Origin of the sequence: Secundilactobacillus folii, from assembly GCF_009720675.1 — a bacterium.
GTDB classification, from domain to species: Bacteria; Bacillota; Bacilli; order Lactobacillales; family Lactobacillaceae; genus Secundilactobacillus; species Secundilactobacillus folii.
The window spans coordinates 22,338-40,841 of record NZ_WNJO01000014.1; the positions used below are offsets into that span (position 1 = coordinate 22,338).

16 protein-coding genes and 1 other annotated feature are annotated in these 18,504 nt (G+C 44.5%); of the genes, 4 read left to right on the top strand and 12 right to left on the bottom strand.

Annotated features, from left to right (window positions below; genetic code table 11):
• Positions 1 to 26 precede the first annotated feature (26 nt).
• The 11 genes from minD to ezrA form a co-directional block, all read right to left on the bottom strand.
• Positions 27 to 830 (bottom strand): septum site-determining protein MinD, encoded by an 804-nt coding sequence (gene minD, locus GM612_RS10220; protein WP_155432265.1) that lies wholly within the window; start codon positions 828 to 830, stop codon positions 27 to 29.
• A gap of 6 nt (positions 831 to 836) precedes the next feature.
• On the bottom strand, positions 837 to 1,499 hold the full coding sequence (locus tag GM612_RS10225) for a septum site-determining protein MinC (RefSeq protein ID WP_155432266.1): 663 nt from the start codon (positions 1,497 to 1,499) through the stop codon (positions 837 to 839).
• 15 nt (positions 1,500 to 1,514) lie between these two features.
• On the bottom strand, positions 1,515 to 2,039 hold the full coding sequence (mreD, locus tag GM612_RS10230) for a rod shape-determining protein MreD (protein WP_155432267.1): 525 nt from the start codon (positions 2,037 to 2,039) through the stop codon (positions 1,515 to 1,517).
• A gap of 10 nt (positions 2,040 to 2,049) precedes the next feature.
• Positions 2,050 to 2,913: a rod shape-determining protein MreC gene (gene mreC / locus GM612_RS10235; protein WP_155432268.1), complete on the bottom strand. Its 864-nt coding sequence runs from the start codon at positions 2,911 to 2,913 to the stop codon at positions 2,050 to 2,052.
• A 237-nt stretch (positions 2,914 to 3,150) separates the two neighbouring features.
• Positions 3,151 to 4,155, bottom strand: coding sequence for a rod shape-determining protein (locus GM612_RS10240; RefSeq protein WP_155432269.1), 1,005 nt, complete (start codon positions 4,153 to 4,155; stop codon positions 3,151 to 3,153).
• A gap of 202 nt (positions 4,156 to 4,357) precedes the next feature.
• On the bottom strand, positions 4,358 to 5,668 hold the full coding sequence (locus GM612_RS10245) for a bifunctional folylpolyglutamate synthase/dihydrofolate synthase (RefSeq protein WP_155432270.1): 1,311 nt from the start codon (positions 5,666 to 5,668) through the stop codon (positions 4,358 to 4,360).
• Positions 5,669 to 5,880: 212 nt separating this feature from the next.
• Positions 5,881 to 8,547, bottom strand: coding sequence for a valine--tRNA ligase (locus tag GM612_RS10250; protein WP_155432271.1), 2,667 nt, complete (start codon positions 8,545 to 8,547; stop codon positions 5,881 to 5,883).
• 59 nt (positions 8,548 to 8,606) lie between these two features.
• Positions 8,607 to 8,818 (bottom strand) — a binding site (T-box leader).
• A gap of 23 nt (positions 8,819 to 8,841) precedes the next feature.
• Entirely contained in the window at positions 8,842 to 9,351 is a 510-nt protein-coding gene (gene tpx, locus GM612_RS10255) for a thiol peroxidase (protein WP_155432272.1), read from the bottom strand.
• Between the two features lie 213 nt (positions 9,352 to 9,564).
• Positions 9,565 to 10,782, bottom strand: coding sequence for a tRNA uracil 4-sulfurtransferase ThiI (gene thiI / locus GM612_RS10260; RefSeq protein WP_155432273.1), 1,218 nt, complete (start codon positions 10,780 to 10,782; stop codon positions 9,565 to 9,567).
• A gap of 23 nt (positions 10,783 to 10,805) precedes the next feature.
• Positions 10,806 to 11,954, bottom strand: a complete 1,149-nt coding sequence (locus GM612_RS10265; RefSeq protein ID WP_155432274.1) for a cysteine desulfurase family protein — start codon at positions 11,952 to 11,954, stop codon at positions 10,806 to 10,808.
• A gap of 478 nt (positions 11,955 to 12,432) precedes the next feature.
• On the bottom strand, positions 12,433 to 14,175 hold the full coding sequence (gene ezrA / locus GM612_RS10270) for a septation ring formation regulator EzrA (RefSeq protein ID WP_155432275.1): 1,743 nt from the start codon (positions 14,173 to 14,175) through the stop codon (positions 12,433 to 12,435).
• Positions 14,176 to 14,349: 174 nt separating this feature from the next.
• On the opposite strand from ezrA, the gene GM612_RS10275 reads away from it, so the two are divergent.
• Together GM612_RS10275 and rpsD are read left to right on the top strand one after the other, a co-directional pair.
• On the top strand, positions 14,350 to 14,823 hold the full coding sequence (locus GM612_RS10275) for a GAF domain-containing protein (RefSeq protein WP_155432276.1): 474 nt from the start codon (positions 14,350 to 14,352) through the stop codon (positions 14,821 to 14,823).
• A gap of 196 nt (positions 14,824 to 15,019) precedes the next feature.
• Positions 15,020 to 15,625 (top strand): 30S ribosomal protein S4, encoded by a 606-nt coding sequence (rpsD, locus tag GM612_RS10280; RefSeq protein ID WP_155432277.1) that lies wholly within the window; start codon positions 15,020 to 15,022, stop codon positions 15,623 to 15,625.
• Positions 15,626 to 15,912: 287 nt separating this feature from the next.
• Here rpsD and GM612_RS10285 read toward each other — a convergent pair whose 3' ends face one another.
• Positions 15,913 to 16,509: a DUF1054 family protein gene (locus tag GM612_RS10285; protein WP_155432278.1), complete on the bottom strand. Its 597-nt coding sequence runs from the start codon at positions 16,507 to 16,509 to the stop codon at positions 15,913 to 15,915.
• 175 nt (positions 16,510 to 16,684) lie between these two features.
• Between GM612_RS10285 and GM612_RS10290 the strand changes: the two genes are divergently transcribed.
• On the top strand, positions 16,685 to 17,152 hold the full coding sequence (locus GM612_RS10290) for a YueI family protein (protein WP_155432279.1): 468 nt from the start codon (positions 16,685 to 16,687) through the stop codon (positions 17,150 to 17,152).
• A gap of 20 nt (positions 17,153 to 17,172) precedes the next feature.
• Positions 17,173 to 18,450, top strand: a complete 1,278-nt coding sequence (locus GM612_RS10295) for a replication-associated recombination protein A (RefSeq protein ID WP_155432280.1) — start codon at positions 17,173 to 17,175, stop codon at positions 18,448 to 18,450.
• The last annotated feature ends 54 nt before the right edge of the window (positions 18,451 to 18,504 follow it).

Consider the following 18,504-nt stretch of genomic DNA (forward strand, 5'->3'; position numbering starts at 1 on the left):
AACGTTTAAATGGATTTAACGCTGACCTAGCCGCGTTTGAACCAGTGGCTGATTCGGGCCCAAAAACCAGTCTTGGGCTGCTGAATCTTCATCAATGGAATCGTCTCGCCTTCCAAGCGACGTGCAATATCTCGGTAACCGCGACCGGCAGGATTATCCGAGTCAAGAACGATCGGTTCGCCACGGTTAGAGGTTGCAATGACTTCGTCATCATCGAGGACAATGCCCAGTAGCGGCACGCCAAGATGATGAGTGATCTCATCGATATCCATAGCATCGCCATCCGCCATCATATGACTGCGAATTCGGTTGATCAGCAAATGAGACTCCTCTTTCAAAGGATTCTTTTCTAAAAGGCCAACCACTCTATCAGCATCACGAACAGCCGAAATCTCTGGGGTGGTGACAATGATCGCCGTATCGGCACCCGCAATGGCGTTTAAGAATCCCTGCTCAATACCGGCAGGACAGTCGATCAAGACGTAATCAAAATCCTTTTTTAACTCATCGACGATACTTTTAGCCTGCTCTTCAGACAGGGCGGTTTTATCCGTATTTTGTGCCGCGGGCAGTAAGTACAACAGATCATCAAACCGTTTATCTTTGACCAGGGCCTGAGCCAATTTAGCGCGACCCTCAACCACATCAACGATATCGTAAATGATTCGGTTGTCTAACCCGAGTACCACGTCCAGGTTTCGCAGACCAATATCCAGGTCAACGAGACAAACCCGTTTTCCCATCAATGCGAGTGCCGTACCAATATTTGCACTCGAAGTCGTCTTGCCGACACCCCCCTTACCTGAGGTGATTACAATTGATTTTCCCATTTTATGTTAGCCTCCCATTTGGTGGTACATTTTTGGATTGATTGTTTTTAACTCTGAAAGTTGTCCGTATTCCAATACATGAAGGTCGTTCACGTATGCCACAGTCTGTGCGTCATCCGGAACTTCATCCGGTTCTACGATGTTGATTTGTTCACCGATTCGAATTTGCTGTGCTCGGTGAAAATCACCGATCACGATCTTATCTTCAGAACTAGGGTAACCAGCTTGCAAGATTCCCAAGACGCGACCCATAACGTAAATGTTGCCGGTTGTTAATAGCCGCCCGCCTTCGTTAATGACACCAAAGTATAAAACGTCACCCTTCATTTCAAGCGTCTGCCCGTTCCGAATAGTCTGAGTAGCTAGGTGAACGTTTTCCTGTTCTTTTAAACGGGTGGCATCCTCAATCGTCATCACGTCCGGAATCACTTTATGAATCTGGAAATGATCGTAGGTCCCAAAAATCGCTTCTAATTGCTGATGTTGATCCGCCGTCAGTAACCGTTTTGGGCTTAAAACATCGAAACTGATCTTATCAGTCACCGGCGAATCAGTTGCCAAATTATCAAGCAGTTCCCTAAGTTTCTCCTTGATCTCTTCAAAACCGGCGGCCTGATCCAACACGATCTGGTAACCATCTTGATTTCCTCTTAACACAACAGCTTGCATACTCCCGACCCCTCTTTAATTCTTCAACCGGTCAAAGACCCATTGAATTGGAAAATATAGTATCACGTAAGCGGCCAAATTATACGCCAGTGTCGGCGCTAACGAGTAAACCAGCATGTCAGCAAAAGAAGCACTGGTCAAGTGCACAACCAAATTGCCCACGTAACTTAAGGTGCAGACAATGGTCACGTCGATAAAATGAACCAGCAGACCACTTAAAAAGTTGATTGGAAAGGCTTTGTAACAGGCCCTAGTCAGTGCAACTACAATTGGAAATACAAACACAAAGATTCCAAAAATACCGGTATAGTAGACGTCAAACAGGCCCCCAGCAATTGCAGCCCAAATTTCTAGCGGAATATGAATCTGGTCTTCAAAAAAAACCGAAAGTACCAGCCACAAAACAACTAAGTAGCTACTCATTGAATACGGATAACTGAAAAGTTGTTTGGGAAAAACCGCACCCAAGATACCGTCAAGGTAGAAAAACAGTAACAACCCAATTGGAAAGCCGTAACGTAATTTAGTTACTCGTAACATAGTTGCCTCCTTAATTGGTTGTTTGAGCTTGTCTGATTGCAACTGTCACAACGCTAAGTTCGGAAATGTCTGCAGCGGGTTTGATCGTAATCTTTGAGGCCGTCCCATAGTTATCCGTTCCAGTTGAGGCGACTGTACCCACCAACAGGCCAGCCGGCATGATACCGCCAAGACCGCTGGTAACGACTTTATCGCCCTTTTGAATCTTGGTCTTTGAGGTAATGTTACCCATCTCAATTTGATTCTTAGCGTTGTCAAAACCGGAAATAATACCATTGACCGTGCTACCACTCTTATTGGTGATTGAAATCGCAAAACGGTTGGCAGATTCACTACTATTTGACAGCAGTTCAACCTTACTGTTTGTCCGGTTAACTTCTGAGACACGCCCGACCAAACCAGACCCAGAAAGCACTGGCATGTTCTTTTTAATACCTGCTGCACTACCCTTATCAATGATCACTTGATTTTCCCATGATGATGGTGTTCGTGCAATTACGGTAGCGTTAACAGGTGAGTAATCGGTCAAGGCGTGGTTTAACTTTAGTTCTTGTTTTAACCGCTTATTTTCCTGACTAACAGATTGATCATGAACTTTAGTCTGCGCCAGTTCTTGAACCTGACTCTTTAATCGCTGGTTTTCCTGATAGGTGTTAAGTAAATCCGAAACACCAGTCACGGAACCCTTCAAACCATTAACTGGCCACGCAATAACCCGGTTGACCAGTCCCACAACGTCATTGCCAAACTGCTGGATCAATGGCGGTGTTGAGCGTTTGTTGCGGATAGCAACAGAAACACTCATAAGCCCAAAACTGACAATTAGACAAACAATCACGATCACTAATCGTCGGTTTGAAAAGAATTTATTCATGATCGTCCTCCAATGAACGTTGCAATCTCAAAATTGTAACAAGTTGATATCGTCTCATTACCACATTCAAAAAGCGCGGCATTTTTCAATCCAACGGCTATAAGTAAATAATTCCGTATGTTCTGAAATTGAACATACGGAATTATTTGCTTTCACGGCTGGAGGGGCTCTCAGCCTATCCGCAGTGCATTATGCCTAACAGATACATGACTGGAACCGATGCCTCACTCCCGAATGTTATTTCTTTTTCATGACATCAATACTCTTAAGTGATTCACCTGTGCCAATCGCAACACAATCAAGTGGGTCATTAGCAATGAAAACTGGCACCTTTGTAGCATCAGCAATCACGTCAGGCAGATTTTTCAAGAGCGCACCGCCACCGGTTAAAACGATCCCATGGTCGATCACATCAGCAGCAATTTCTGGAGAAGTTTCTTCCAAGGTTTCCTTGATGGCAGAAATAATTTCTTCGACTGGCTCGTGGATCGCATCGGCAATATCGATTGCTGATACCTCAATCGTCTTTGGCAGTCCCGAAATGAGATCACGCCCACGAATCGTAGCCCCATCATCTTCTTTAACGGCTTCCTTTGAGGCGGAACCAATATCCCACTTCAACTGTTCAGCAGTTCGTTCACCGATCAAGAGGTTAAAGTGTTGACGAACGTAAGCAACGATGGCTTCATCCAACTTATCCCCTGCCATTCGAATTGAACGACTAGAAACGATCCCACCTAATGAAATCGTGGCAACATCGGTGGTCCCACCACCAATATCCACAACCATGCTCCCAGTAGGATCCATTACAGGAAGACCGGCACCAATAGCTGCTGCAAATGGCTCTTCAATCACGTATGCATCACGAGCACCGGCAACCCGAGTAGCATCGATCACAGCCCGTTTTTCAACTTCTGTGACCCCGCTTGGCACACAAACCATGACGTATGGTTTACCGTTTGACTTACCCAATGTCTTTTGAATGTAATACTTCATCATGGCAACGGTTGTGTCATAATCGGCAATCACTCCATCTTTCATTGGACGAATAGCTACAATACTTGCTGGTGTGCGTCCGATCATTGCTCTCGCATCTTCACCAACGGAAACAATTTCGCCAGTTTTCGAGTTCTTTGCGACGACTGAGGGTTCGCGTAAAACGATTCCCTTACCGTCGACATAGACTATCGTGTTGGCCGTACCGAGGTCGATGCCAATGTTTTTAGTTCCTAATCCGAACAATCTGTTTCATCCCTTCATTTAGCCACAATCACACGGTTAGATTGCTTGTTAATTTGCTAGGTGTTATTATACCATACCTAGTCATTTAATAACTACTTGCCGGTTAAAAGCATAACTAATTTAGGGGCGTCCTGGCAAGTATTAATTAACGATTTAAAAGAAATTAAATATTACATTGCAACCTAAACGCATCTTCAGTACTTTAAGGCTCCAAAAAGAAGGCCCGTACATCAGAAATGAAGTACAGCGAACCGGTAATCAAGAAAAGATCCTCAGCAGACATTCGCTGTAAAACAGCACCAATTGCTAGTTGCCAGTTATCAATAACCTCGATTCGATCATCGTCAGCATACTGCGCAGCTAACGCCTTGGGATCAGTAACTTGACGGGTCCCTGGGCCCTTAAAGGTAGTCAGAATAATATGCAGATTTGAAATTGTCCGCAGCGTTGAAAGCATTTTATCATGCTGCTTGTCAGCCAGTACGCCGAACAAAATAAAAATTTCATTATCGCTAAATCGTTGCTTAAGCAATCTCGTTAACTCGGTGATCGCAGGTTCGTTATGGGCACCATCGATGACGATCAAAGGCTCTTTGTGTAACGGCTCAAAACGGCCAGCCCACACGGTTTCATCTAATGAGCGCGCCACGTTGGCTGCCACGACGGGCTGATGATGTTGCTGCTGATATAAAAGAAACGCTGCCAAAGCACAACTGGCATTATCAACCTGATAATCACCTAAAAGACTTATTTTTAACCCTTTAAAGTTGAAATCACGAAAATGAAAGTCAAATTTTTCCTGCCAGCCTGCCTCAGATTTAATTGGTGCTTGAATCTCCTTGCCAAGCCGATAAATTGGGCTTTGGTGGGCACTAGCAGTTTGATTGACCACCGCCATTGCTTCATCCGGTAATTTACCAACGACCACTGGGACATGGGGCTTGATGATCCCAGCTTTTTGTGAAGCAATTTCAGCCAGCGTGTTGCCCAGCAATTTCATATGGTCAAAACCGACCGTCGTGATCACCGAAACAGCCGGTGTGAAAACGTTTGTCGAATCTAACAGGCCACCGATGCCGACTTCGATCACGGCGACATCAACGTGGTTTTTAAAATACAGGAACATCATTGCCGTAATGATTTCAAATTCTGTTGGACCGCCCTCTGGATAATGGGCATCCAAATCAGCAACCACCGGCTGTACCTGATTGACTAAATCGATTAAATCACCGTCACTTATAGCCTTTCCGTCCACTGAGATTCGTTCGTTAAACCGCACTAAAAACGGCGAGGTAAACGTGCCAACTGTGTACCCCTGTGACTGTAACAGGTCACGAGTAAACGCCACGGTGGACCCCTTGCCATTAGTCCCGGCTACGTGAATCGCCGACACGTTATCTTGAGGATCACCGAGTAAGGCTAGAAACTTTTTCATTCGGTTAAGATGATCACTTTTTTTAAACTTTGTTCTGCCATGAATAAATCCTAACGCCGCTTCATAATTCTCCACCATGTTAACTTTGCCACTCTTTCCGGTTCAGACCACTAATTTTGCTACGCAATCATTTAACGATAATATGAAACAAGCGAGATTTTCAGCTATCAACTGAGAATTTCGCTTGTTTTGTATCAGTCATTGAATTGGTATATTAACGTCGCTAATCAACTGACAACTCGTGCGACACCACTCGTTGATCATGCGTCCTATTATACCATGTCACTCACTTACTGTGCAGTCTGTAAAGCTGCTAAACGGTCTTTAGTAGCTTGTAATTTTGATTCATTTTCAGCCTGCTTTTGACGCTCACCTTCGACCACCTCATCAGGTGCATTTTCAACGAAGCGGTTGTTTGCAAGTTTCTTTTTAGCGCGGTCAACTTCAGACTCAAACTTCTTGATATCTTTTTGTAACCGTGCGGCCTCATCATTTAAATCAACCAGTTCAGCCAATGGTACATAAACTTCAGCATCGGTAATGATCCCGGTCATTGCTAATTTTGGTGCCTTAACATCAGGACCAATTTGCAGTTCCTTTGGGTGAACAAAACGGTCAATGTAATCGCGGTTGGATTCAAAAACGTGAGTCAACTCTGCATCATCGGTCTTGATCAACACGTCAATTTCGGATGACATTGGTGCGTTGGCTTCCGCACGAATGTTACGGACCGCTTTGATCAATTCGATCAGTTTAGCCATCTGAGCCTCGGCCTTTTCATTTTCAAACGCCTTATGAGTGACTGGATATTGGGCGGTCACCAGTGAATGGCCTTCGTGTGGCATCGTGAGCCAAATTTTTTCAGTCACGAATGGCATGATGGGGTGTAACAGGCGTAACGTTTGATCCAAAACATAGGCTAAAACGTTACGCGTCTTGTCCTTAGCATCCTCGTCATCACCAGTCAAGATTTCCTTACTCATTTCAATGTACCAGTCGCAAAAGTCACTCCAGATAAAATCATAAAGTGCTCGGCCAGCTTCACCAAAATTAAACTTTTCAAACTGTTCAGTCACTTGCGCAACCGTTTTGTTCAGACGACTTAGGATCCAACGGTCAGCCAAGTCCCACTGACTCTCATCAGGTAATTCGGGCTTGCTCATAGCGCCTAAGTTCATAATGACGTATCGGCTGGCATTCCAGATCTTGTTGATGAAATTCCAAGCGGCGTCCATCTTGGTGTAAGTGAACCGAATATCTTGACCAGGCGTCGAACCATTCGACAAGAACCAACGTAAGGCATCAGCACCATACTTATCAATAACATCCATTGGGTCGATCCCATTACCAAGGGATTTACTCATCTTACGACCCTGTTCATCACGAATTAAGCCGTGCAGTAAAACGTGTTCAAACGGCCGTCGACCAGTAAATTCAAGGCTTTGAAAAATCATCCGTGATACCCAGAAGAAAATAATATCGTAGCCGGTAACCAACGTGTTCGTTGGGAAGTACCGTTTGTAATCAGGGGCGTCCGTGTTCGGCCAGCCCATGGTTGAAAACGGCCACAAAGCACTTGAGAACCAGGTATCAAGCACGTCTTTATCCTGTTCCCAATTTTCGATATCCTTCGGCGGTTGTTCGTCAACGTAGATCTCACCGGTCTTCTTGTTGTACCAGGCAGGGATCTGATGACCCCACCACAGCTGGCGGGAAATTACCCAATCGTGGATATTATCCATCCACTGTTCAAAGATCTTTTCAAATCGTTCGGGCACAAAATCGACTTTATCATCCGTTTCTTGGTTCTTCAAGGCTTGTTCAGCCAGTGGTTTCATTTTAACAAACCACTGCGTCGACAGCCGTGCCTCAACTTGGACACCAGTCCGTTCCGAATGCCCAACTGAGTGGACGATGGGATCGATAGCAATCATTAAGCCTTGATCCTGCAAGTCTTTAACCATTGCTTTGCGAGCTTCAAAACGGTCCATACCGGCGTACTTACCCGCCTTTTCGTTCATTGAGGCGTCTTCATTCATGGTGTTGATTCGTTCCAAATGGTGCCGGTTACCAACCAAAAAGTCATTTGGATCATGGGCTGGAGTGATTTTCACAGCCCCAGTACCAAATTCTGGATCCGCGTGTTGATCAGCGATAATCGGAATTTCACGATTTGCTAACGGTAAAATGACCTTTTTACCGACAACATCTTTATAACGTTCATCGCTTGGGTTCACTGCCACGGCAGTATCGCCCATCATCGTTTCGGGCCGAGTGGTTGCAATTTCAATGTAATCCTTACCGTTCAGCTTGGTCTGACCGTCAGCAAACTTGTATTTAACATGATAAAAGGCACCCTTATCATCCTTATGGATAACTTCAATGTCGGAAAGAGCTGTTCGGGCCTGCGGATCCCAGTTAATGATGTACTCACCGCGGTAGATCAACCCTTTTTTGTAAAGTTGAACGAAAACTTTTTTCACGGCCTCTGACAGCCCCTTGTCCAACGTGAACCGCTCACGGGAATAGTCAAGCGAAAGACCAAGCTTCGCCCATTGTTGCTTAATGGTATTCGCGTATTCGTCTTTCCATTCCCAAACCTTTTCAATAAACTTCTCTCTGCCAAGGTCGTAACGGCTAATGCCTTGCTCACGAAGTTTAGCTTCAACCTTCGCCTGCGTTGCAATTCCGGCATGATCCATTCCTGGCAACCAGAGAGTATCATAGCCCTGCATCCGCTTTTGCCGAATGATCATATCCTGCAGTGTTGTATCCCAAGCGTGACCTAAATGCAGCTTTCCAGTAACATTTGGCGGCGGAATAACGATTGAATATGGGTGGGCTTTCTTATCCCCACTAGGTTTGAATAATCCGTCTGCAAGCCACTGGTTATACCGTCCAGCTTCAACAGACTGAGGATCGTACTTGGGTGGCATTTCTGTTGACTTATCTGTCATCTAATCTCTTCCCTTCTTGAATTGATTGCTATGTAAGAAAAAAGCACTCCGTCCTATCAACATAGGACGAAGTGCTTCGCGGTACCACCTAAATTGGGCTTTTAACCCCTCTTAATAACAATCGTTAACGGATGTCACTCCGGTCAGGCCTACTAGTGTTCAGCCCGACAGCTCACAAGTTACCTTCAATCAGCGGTGCGAAAAACGTTCCAGCCTAGCGTTTTCTCTCTGCACGGCACCTACGATCTACTCTCTTGCTCATTGCTTATACTCGCTATGATAGCCAATTTTTGATTACTCGTCAACTCTATCCGTCATTTTTTCTAAAGCGGCCAGTGCAGCCAAGTAATCTGGTTCGTCGGTAATCTCCGGAACAATCTCCTCATAGGTGATCTTCCCTTCTGCATCAGTAATGATGATTGAACGCGCTAAAAAACCGAGGTTGGGCAAATACAAATCGGTAGCATACCCAAATGACAGTTCCTCATCGGATAAAACCTGCAAATTTGTCACACCTTCCGCAGCACACCAGTTCTTTTGCTGCTGAATAGTATTGTTAGAGATCGTTACAAAAGTCGCATCTGGATAATGGTCAGCCTGCTGGTTAAACTTGCGCGTCTGCGTACTGCAGACTGGTGTATCTAAGTCGGGAACAATGGACAGAACCAGTGGCTTGCCCAAAAGTTGCGCCATTTTAACTTTTTCATCGTTTTGATTGAAAACTTTAAACTTTGGCAACTGCTCACCAACTTGTGGCGGCGTTCCCTCCAGCTTGGCAGCCTCACCATTAAATGTAACTTGCATGAATTACCACTCCTTTAGTCGAACCTTGACGGTCAACTTTTAGGTTAAATTTACCGCGATAAAGCTCGAAAAGCAAGGCAATATCATCGAAATTTTACGATAACTAAAATCGCAATCAAACTGCCAAAGTCTGACAGTTTGATTGCAAAAGAGATGACAACGATTAATTTGATTACCACTTCAAGTTTATTTGTTTAACCGCAGAAATCACGCTTACAGAAGCTCAGCAAAAACTTCTTGTTGCTGATTCATGAAGTTATCACCTGGTTTAATTTCAGAAACCACAATACCATCCAGAGCCTCTTTCATTAGCCCCTCAACATCGATCAGTTTCTCAAAGTTGCGCGTCTTCTCCAGATCTGGCCGTGTTTTTGGTGCTGGTGGCGTGAAAATGGTACAGCAATCTTCAAACGGTAAAATCGACAAATCGTAGGTATCAATTTGTTCGGCGATCTTAATGATCTCAGTCTTATCCATTGATACCAATGGCCTCAAAACGGGTAACGTGGTGACATCATTAATTGCCATCATGCTTTCTAGTGTCTGAGAAGCAACCTGACCCAACGATTCACCTGTGAAGACGCCTTTATCCCCGCGGGCCAGTGAAATGGCCGCAGCAATTCGTAACATCATCCGCCGTTGAATAGTCATCAAATAACCTTCGGGAATCTTCTCTTTGATCGTTTCTTGAGCATGGGTAAACGGGACTTGAATAAATTGGATACTCCCAGCATAGCCGGCTAACTTAGCGGTCAGATCCTTAGCCTTAGCTAGAGCCTGTTCACTCGTATATGGCGGGCTGTAGAAGTGCACCATATCCAGTTGAACTCCCCGCTTCATGCCTAAATATGCCGCCACCGGTGAATCAATGCCACCAGAGAGCATCATGGTGGCTTTACCACCAGTTCCAACGGGCAGACCACCTGCGCCTTGAATGGTTTCACTGCTCAAAAAGATACCGTTCAAACGGACTTCTACACGTAACGTAATATCAGGATGCTTCATTTTAACTTTGATACCTGGGATATGACGTAAAATATGCCCGCCTAACTTATCATTAATTTGATTGGTATCGTACTCGTAGTGGTGATCCTGACGTCTGGTATTAATTTTAAATGTCATTCCCGGTTGGAATTGGGCCTGAATCATTTCAAGCGCTGTGTCCTTAACAGCATCAAAATTCTTCTCCAATTTAATCACTGGCGAAAAATTTTCAATGCCAAAGACACCCTTAAGCCGTTTAATGACTTGATCTGTATCGTACCCATTCAGGGCCACGTGTAAGCGGTCATATTGGGCGCGAATATTAAGGCCTTGGAATTCGTGCAAACTGCGTCGAACGTTGCGGCCCAGTTGACGAATAAAGTCTTTACGGTTCTTACCCTTGGTAGAGAGTTCACCGTAACGCACCATAATTTCAGAATATTGCATATGGATCCCCTTTTCGTTCTTGATTATGCTGACAGTACTTTGAATTTATCATAAAGTTGATCAAATACTTGGTTGAACTGATCGGCTTCAGCCAGCGTGTTATGATCGTCTAAAGAGATCCGAATCGCACTAGTAGAAAGATTTTCTGGTATGTGCATTGCAGTTAGCGTACTGGAAGCCACGTGTTTCTTAGAACTGCAGGCACTAGTCGTTGAAATGTAGATATCGTGCTCTTCAAAGGCGTGCACGATAGTCTCGCCTCGGACGCCCTGAATGGCAAAACAAAGAATGTGAGGGGCAAAATCAGCGCCCGTTTCAGAAAATGTTGTCACTAATGGAAATTGTTTAACGTGATCAAATATCCGCTGCTTAATTTGTCGTTCCAAGGCCACTTTTTGATCTTCATCAGTTAATAATAACCTGAGAGCCTTGGCCATGGCAGCAATTGCTGGCAGATTTTCAGTTCCACTGCGCAGATTTCGTTCCTGACCGCCGCCAGTCATCAAAGGCGCAATCTTCCGGCCACGACGAGCGTAAATGAAACCGATCCCTCGTGGAGCGTGAAACTTATGGCCTGAAAAGGTCACAAAATCAACCCGGTCGTTCATGATCAAATCTTGAATACCCTTGCCAATCCCTTGAACGGCGTCAATGTGATAGTGAATCTTGGGGTAGTTTTTTAAGACCTCAGCGACTTCTTTGAGTGGCTGAATTGTCCCAATTTCATTGTTAACGGCCATCACAGAAACCAAAATAGTTGTTGGCCGAATCGCAGCTTTCAAATCATCAACTGAAATACGGCCGTGCTTATCAACCGGTAGATACGTAACATCGTAGCCCAGTTGTTTTAACTGTTCCATCGAATTATGAATTGCTGGGTGTTCAACAGCAGTTGTAATGAGATGCTTACCGAACTGCCGTTTTTCAATGGCGGTTCCTTTGACGACCCAGTTGTCACCCTCGGTACCACCACTGGTGAAAAGGATCTCACTTTGAGAAGCGCCTAGCAAATCGGCAATTTGTTTGCGGGACTGTTCAAGCAAGTTAAAGGCTTGTTCGCCAAATTGATGCAGACTAGAAGGATTACCCCAGACTTGTTGACTTACGGTATCGTAAGTGGAAACAACTTCGGGATCCGCCTTGGTAGTTGCACTATTATCAAAATAAATCATATATCCTATGCCTCTTTGTTTTAGATTGGTTCGACTCCAACCACGTAGACTGGGATTGATTATAATGGATTAGGATGGGGAAAGCAAGCACCGGACGTAAGCGAGACCATGATAAAAATCGGTCTACAAACAAACCAGCTAAAGTTTAGGAGTGCTTCTTTAACGCGAAAATCATCAACTTGTTCACCGTAATTTAGTTCCCTGACCCAATACAAGTTGATAACTTAGCCTTTCATCAGACACCAAAAAATGGGGCGAAACTCGGTTAGAGCCCATAGTGTAGACAAAGAGCGCCGTGGATTCCTGGTTCTGGAATCTGCGGCGCTCTTTGCATGCATGGCAGGGAGCTGAATTTTGACGCCCGTTTAGACCATGGACAGTCTTGAAGGTTGAGTCATATTTTTAACGACCTCTGTGTGAAAATATTAGTTCGATACTTACCAATATTAACTTTTGCCCCTACCTCTGCACGTATCATTTACTGTTGATCTGTCTCCTCATCAGTAACAGGTTCATCAGACGATGCCTTAGCTTGATAGTATCGATCTTCCAACTTTTTGTAGGCGCCTGCATCAACTTGGTCAACGGCAGTGGCGATGGTCTCCAAGCTCTTGGCATAGTCGAAATCTTCATCAAAAAGGCGCTGGGCTTCCTTGCTGGCAGTTGCCACTTCCTCGTTTGTGATCCGATAGCGGTTGGCATATTGAATCAGTTGCTCTGCCAATTGCGCAGAATCAACCAGGTCCTCTGTCTTTTCACTCAAAATATCTAAGTCAGACTGAATCATGATGAGCTGTTTGGTAATGTCTTCCATGTCAATTTGAACCTGGTTCATATCATCATTCAATTTATCGATCTCATCACTAACAACTTGGTAATAATCAAGGTAACTTTTAGCAACTCCTGGTAGATTCAAATTTTCAACTTCCCGACGAATGCTGTGCAGTTTAAATTCGAACTTCTGCAAAGTTTGCTTGGCCTGCTCTTCTTCCTGAGCAAGACCAGCCACTGAATCGTTGATCTCCTGTTGCTGCTTTTCAATCTGAGTCAAATCTTGAGCTTGCCGAGTCTGACGAGCTTCGACTTCCGTGTAGATTGCTTCATTATTGTGGACGGCTTCCACATCTTTTTGATAAGCCGTTTCAATGTTTCTGATCTGTTCAGCAAACTCCCGCGCGGTTTCCAGTTCGTTATGGTCTAAAGTATAGTTGAGATTCAAACGCTCTAGTTCACGAGTCAGCAACGTATTTTGGTTCTTAGCATGGGAAATGAACTTGGCTAAATAATCCAGCTTCTCATTGACCTTCGGCTTAGCAGCCATTTCTTTTTGCATGAGGTCGTAAAAGTGATCGATCTTTGTCGACAGCGCCGTATCTACTTGTTGAACGTTATCCAGATTCAGCTTTGCCAACTGAGCCTTACTATTTTTAATCTCGGCAGGTAACGCAGCAATCTGGTCATGCAAGTCAGCTTCTGGAAACTGATAACCCTGTTCGCTGAGTTCTTTTTCACCCTGTTTAAGTTCATCAATTTGGGTTGGAAATTCAGTTTCGAGGTTCTTGACCAACGGCGGAATCATTTCCAACATGTCGTCAAGGTGGTCCGTATCCGATTGAAGTTGATCCAACAGTTTTGCTGCCGCTTCATGATCGCCTTGACTGGTGAGTTCTCGAAAGTGATCGTTATCGTCTTCCAGTTTTCCAAGTTGGGTTTCCAGTCCATCGATAGCATCACCATACATAAAGTTCTTTGCCAGCAGTGTCTTCCGGAGCGACTGATACTTGGCCTCCAGTGATTTAACGGCCTGTTTATGTTGGGCATCGATCTTCTTAAGTTCCTGGATCCGTTTTTGAATTTGATCAATTGCCTGTTGAGCAACATTTAAAGACTGGGTGGCCTTATTGGTTGCTTGCTGAGCAGTTAATACCCGGTACTGCTTAGCGTTGTTGATCGCATCGTTGATCTGTTTTTCCAACCTTGGCAGCCGGTTTTTATTCAGGTCCTCATAATCGTTAGTGAGGTCTTTAACCTGCTCCAACGTTTTACCAGTCAGGCTCATAGCCTTAACTTCCGCTACGGCAGTTCCCAGCGCATCCAACGAAAGTTCAGTTCTTTGTTCATCGATTCCCTTCAACCGCCGAATCAAGTACTGCTGGTAAATTAAAATCGCAGCGTAAATGACGATTGCCAGGATAACGATACCTATTAAAACCCTAAACATCTAATCCCCGTCCTTCGTGACCAAAAATATAACTTTATGTATATGAAATAGTTATGTTTGATTTTTCATCGAATAGCCATTAAAATCTATAACAGCTTAAATTATAGCATACCTAGCGAAAAGGCTTCATGCGAATTTAAACATTCGTAAACTAAAAAGTAAGAAGGTACTAATATGACGGAAACTAAGACCACCGTTTCAATGATGAATCAACAGTTAGACGCTCTGTTATACGATGAACACAATTTGATTGCTAACCTCAGTAACGCCTCAGCTTTACTAAATCAAAGTATGACAGATTTAAACTGGGCTGGCTTCTATCTTTATCAGCCAAAAGATGATGAGCTGATTTTAGGTCCCTTCCAAGGCAACGTTGCATGTGTACACATTAAAAACGGCACTGGCGTTTGTGGAACTGCTCTGCAGCAGCAAGAACCGCAGCTTGTTCGTGACGTACACGAATTTCCCGGTCACATCGCCTGTGATTCTGCCAGCAATAGTGAGGTTGTGATCCCGTTAACCAAGGATGGTATTAAACTTGGTGTCATGGATCTTGACTCACCTAAAATTGGGCGTTTTACTGAAGACGACCAAGCAGAGCTGGAACAATTTGCTGCCATTCTACTGAAACATATTGACATTCAGTAAAGATTGGCAGTATACTGGCGTTTGTGTAAAATAATGCAGCGGTGAGCGGTAAGCTCGTCAACAGATCACTGCCAAATGGTGGTTCAGTAAGTAACCTGCGGCTGCACAAGGCGAAAACTGCAAAGGGATCTGCACGAATATCAAACTCACGTTAGATTATTTTACTCCAACTAAAAATATTGGAGGAACCAAATTTATGTCACGTTATACTGGACCAAGCTGGCGGGTTTCACGTCGTCTTGGTGTATCACTTTCAGGTACTGGTAAAGAATTAGCACGTCGGCCTTTTGCACCCGGCGAACACGGTCAAGGCCGTCGTTCAAAGTTGTCCGAATATGGCACTCAACTTCGTGAAAAGCAAAAGCTGCGTTTCACCTATGGTTTGACTGAACGTCAATTCCACAACTTGTTCGTGCGTGCTGGCAAGATCCGTGAAGGTAAGCATGGTGTTAACTTCATGATCTTACTTGAACGTCGCCTTGACAACGTCGTTTACCGTTTAGGTTTGGCTACGACACGTCGCCAAGCTCGTCAATTGGTTAACCACGGTCACATCACCGTTGATGGTAAGCGTTTGGACATCCCTTCTTACGAAGTTAAGCCTGGTCAAGTGATCAGCGTTCGTGAAAAGTCAAAGGATATGCAAGTCATCAAGGATGCTGTAGAAGCAGTTGTTGGCCGTCCACCATACGTTGAATTCGATGCTGACAAGCTTGAAGGTAAGCTTGTTCGTGAACCACAACGTGAGGAACTGGATGCTGATATTGACGAATCACTTATCGTTGAATTCTACAACCGTTGATTCACAAATGATTATCAAAAAACGATTTGCACGAACCCGTGCAAATCGTTTTTTTTCGATTGGGTGACAAAATCCGTTTAAACATAAAGGATAGTAATACCCCAAGTGGGCACCTTGAAACTTGAGAGTTGAGGTGCACCCACGAAATCGAAATTTTTTCTGAAGGTACCCGTCAAAACTCACTTTTGGTATCATCGCCAACTGTATTTTGATTTTTAACACCGATTCAAGCTAGATGGTAATCAAGATTGGAGTCGACTTTCATCAATGAAATTAATGACGTCTGCCTATTTAATTAATTCAGCAAAAATTGGTCGAAGTTCAATACTGACCCGTAATAACTCCGATTGAACCTGAGCAGGTTGCAAAAAGATGTTATCGCCCCTAAACCACTGCTTTCCCACCATAAAATCGGCTTGTTGAACCCTTCGATAGTGGTTAAGTTGAGCGATTAACCCCGCTGGTGTGAGGTCACGATAAGATTTAGCAGTATGGTTAGGGCTGATTTGATAATTCCCACTCAACTCAGTCAGCTTTGGCAATAATGCTTCCCATCTCGCAATCATCTTTTGGCGTTCCTTGGCTTCTGCTAGAGTCGCAAGCCAAACAAATAAACGGTCATCCCAAAACCCAATCATTAAATGTGGCATCATTTTATAGCCCCTCGGATTAGTGCTAAATGCAATCCAAGTATTCATTGGTGGATTTTTATGCCGCCGTAAATGTTTGGCGATATGCGGGTAAATGGCCTGAGCAAGTGACAAGCCTTTAATGACTTTCGGTGCTAGTGCCTCAAACTTAGGATCGATTCTGGCACGAATACCAGCCATTCGTCCCGAAAGCGTCGGGTCATCAAAGATCTCAAAATCTGATTCGGTAAACAATCTAATCACCTCTATTTGGATTTGAAGGATTGCAAATCATCCCTAAGATCACATTCCTTGTTCAGCCATGTTACAATGTATTTTACAGTCAATTCGCATCTTGCTTCATGTTCATATCAGGATGCATCTGATAATTTCAAACAAATCTATTATATAAGAAAGTTGGTGTTACGCAATGCCTGACAAAGATGAATTAACGTCACACTTGGACAACGCCATGTACGGTCCACCAAAGTTGCATCCCGATGAACAACGTCAATATTTAGGAACCTTCCGCGAACGGGTCTCACTTCTAATGTCGATCGAACAGGTGCAGCAAGGTGAATTTCAAACCGCATTCAAGCAAGAACTTACTGCTCATCCCGTTTATCAGGTCATCTTTAATGGCCACGCAGGCATGGCATCTTTAAAGCCATACCTAACGATTGCTGGGCAGTTGCAGCGAGCGTTTACGATCGTGCAAGATGATTTTTACGGTGACCAGCCGAAAAATTCTGGCTTAGTCGTGATCGCTAAAACAGCGATCGATGTGAATCCAATCAAAGTGGAACTAAAATATCCCGCGTCTAAGGATGCTCAGCCAGAAGAAACCAAAACGCCAACTTCATTCTGGGAAAAAATCAAGCACCACTTTAATCAGTAAATTTTGAAAGAGGAACAGATATGCCACAACCTTTAGCTTACCGCATGCGCCCACAACGAATTGAAGACGTGGTCGGCCAGCAGCATTTAGTAGGCCCAGGAAAAATTATCTCCCGGATGGTCAAAGCTAAAATGCTGTCTTCAATGATTCTCTATGGGCCACCTGGTACCGGTAAAACCAGTATTGCCAGTGCCATTGCTGGTTCAACAAAATACGCTTTCCGTAAACTGAATGCAGCGACTGATTCAAAAAAAGACCTTCAAATCGTGGCCGAGGAAGCCAAAATGAGCGGAACAGTCATATTATTACTGGATGAAATTCACCGCTTAGACAAAGCAAAACAGGACTTCTTACTCCCCCACCTTGAAAACGGCCGCATTGTTCTAATCGGCGCCACCACCGAAAACCCCTATATTTCAATCAATCCAGCTATTCGGAGTCGAACGCAAATCTTTGAGGTCAAACCGCTGACACCAGATGACATTAGGACAGCCATTGACCGAGCTTTGACGGATAAGGTAAGGGGCTTGGGAAATGAAAAGATTGAATTAGACTCTGCTGCTGAACGGATGCTGACAACGGCCACCAACGGTGATTTAAGAAGTGCGTTAAACGGTCTGGAATTGGCCGCTAAGTCCACAGATGAAACCAATGGTTCGATTCATTTAACCCTGCCAATCATCGAAGAATGTTTGCAGAAAAAAGCCTTCAGCCACGACAAAGACGGTGATGCCCATTACGACGTTATTTCTGCATTTCAAAAATCAATTCGTGGCAGTGATACCGATGCCGCCCTCCACTACTTGGCACGCTTGGTAACAGCTGGCGACCTGCCGACAATTGCTAGACGCTTGACCGTCATCGCATATGAAGATATTGGTCTCGCTAATCCGCCAGCCGCAGCAAGGGTTGTTGAGGCCGTCACAGCAGCTCAACGGCTTGGGTTCCCCGAGGCGAGAATACCACTAGCAGATGCCGTGATTGAACTTTGTCTGTCGCCAAAATCCAATTCAGGAATCATGGCCATTGACGCTGCAATGAGCGATATCCGTTCCGGCAATTATGGTGAGATTCCTGATCACTTGAAGGATGCACATTACAAAGGCGCATCCCAACTGGGACATGGCGTCGATTACAAATATCCGCACAGCTTTAAAAACGACTGGGTGGCCCAGCAATACCTCCCAGATAAAATTAAGCATGCCCAGTACTATTCACCTAAAACCAACGGTAAATTTGAAACCGCCCTGGCAGCTCAGTATAAGCGTCTACGAGCTGCACAGCGTGGTCAAAAATAGACTGACCCGTTGCGAGGGCTAAAATGGATAATCGGCCTTATTTATGCTAAAATA

What these genes read in the sequence shown, in the direction of transcription:
- thiI (WP_155432273.1), bottom strand. Translation starts at nt 10,782, where the DNA reads ATGCAATATTCTGAAATTATGGTGCGTTACGGTGAACTCTCTACCAAG.
- tpx (WP_155432272.1), bottom strand. Translation starts at nt 9,351, where the DNA reads ATGCAAGTTACATTTAATGGTGAGGCTGCCAAGCTGGAGGGAACGCCG.
- mreC (WP_155432268.1), bottom strand. Translation starts at nt 2,913, where the DNA reads ATGAATAAATTCTTTTCAAACCGACGATTAGTGATCGTGATTGTTTGT.
- mreD (WP_155432267.1), bottom strand. Translation starts at nt 2,039, where the DNA reads ATGTTACGAGTAACTAAATTACGTTACGGCTTTCCAATTGGGTTGTTA.
- GM612_RS10275 (WP_155432276.1), top strand. Translation starts at nt 14,350, where the DNA reads ATGACGGAAACTAAGACCACCGTTTCAATGATGAATCAACAGTTAGAC.
- ezrA (WP_155432275.1), bottom strand. Translation starts at nt 14,175, where the DNA reads ATGTTTAGGGTTTTAATAGGTATCGTTATCCTGGCAATCGTCATTTAC.
- GM612_RS10265 (WP_155432274.1), bottom strand. Translation starts at nt 11,954, where the DNA reads ATGATTTATTTTGATAATAGTGCAACTACCAAGGCGGATCCCGAAGTT.
- GM612_RS10225 (WP_155432266.1), bottom strand. Translation starts at nt 1,499, where the DNA reads ATGCAAGCTGTTGTGTTAAGAGGAAATCAAGATGGTTACCAGATCGTG.
- GM612_RS10245 (WP_155432270.1), bottom strand. Translation starts at nt 5,668, where the DNA reads ATGGTGGAGAATTATGAAGCGGCGTTAGGATTTATTCATGGCAGAACA.
- rpsD (WP_155432277.1), top strand. Translation starts at nt 15,020, where the DNA reads ATGTCACGTTATACTGGACCAAGCTGGCGGGTTTCACGTCGTCTTGGT.
- GM612_RS10295 (WP_155432280.1), top strand. Translation starts at nt 17,173, where the DNA reads ATGCCACAACCTTTAGCTTACCGCATGCGCCCACAACGAATTGAAGAC.
- minD (WP_155432265.1), bottom strand. Translation starts at nt 830, where the DNA reads ATGGGAAAATCAATTGTAATCACCTCAGGTAAGGGGGGTGTCGGCAAG.
- GM612_RS10250 (WP_155432271.1), bottom strand. Translation starts at nt 8,547, where the DNA reads ATGACAGATAAGTCAACAGAAATGCCACCCAAGTACGATCCTCAGTCT.
- GM612_RS10290 (WP_155432279.1), top strand. Translation starts at nt 16,685, where the DNA reads ATGCCTGACAAAGATGAATTAACGTCACACTTGGACAACGCCATGTAC.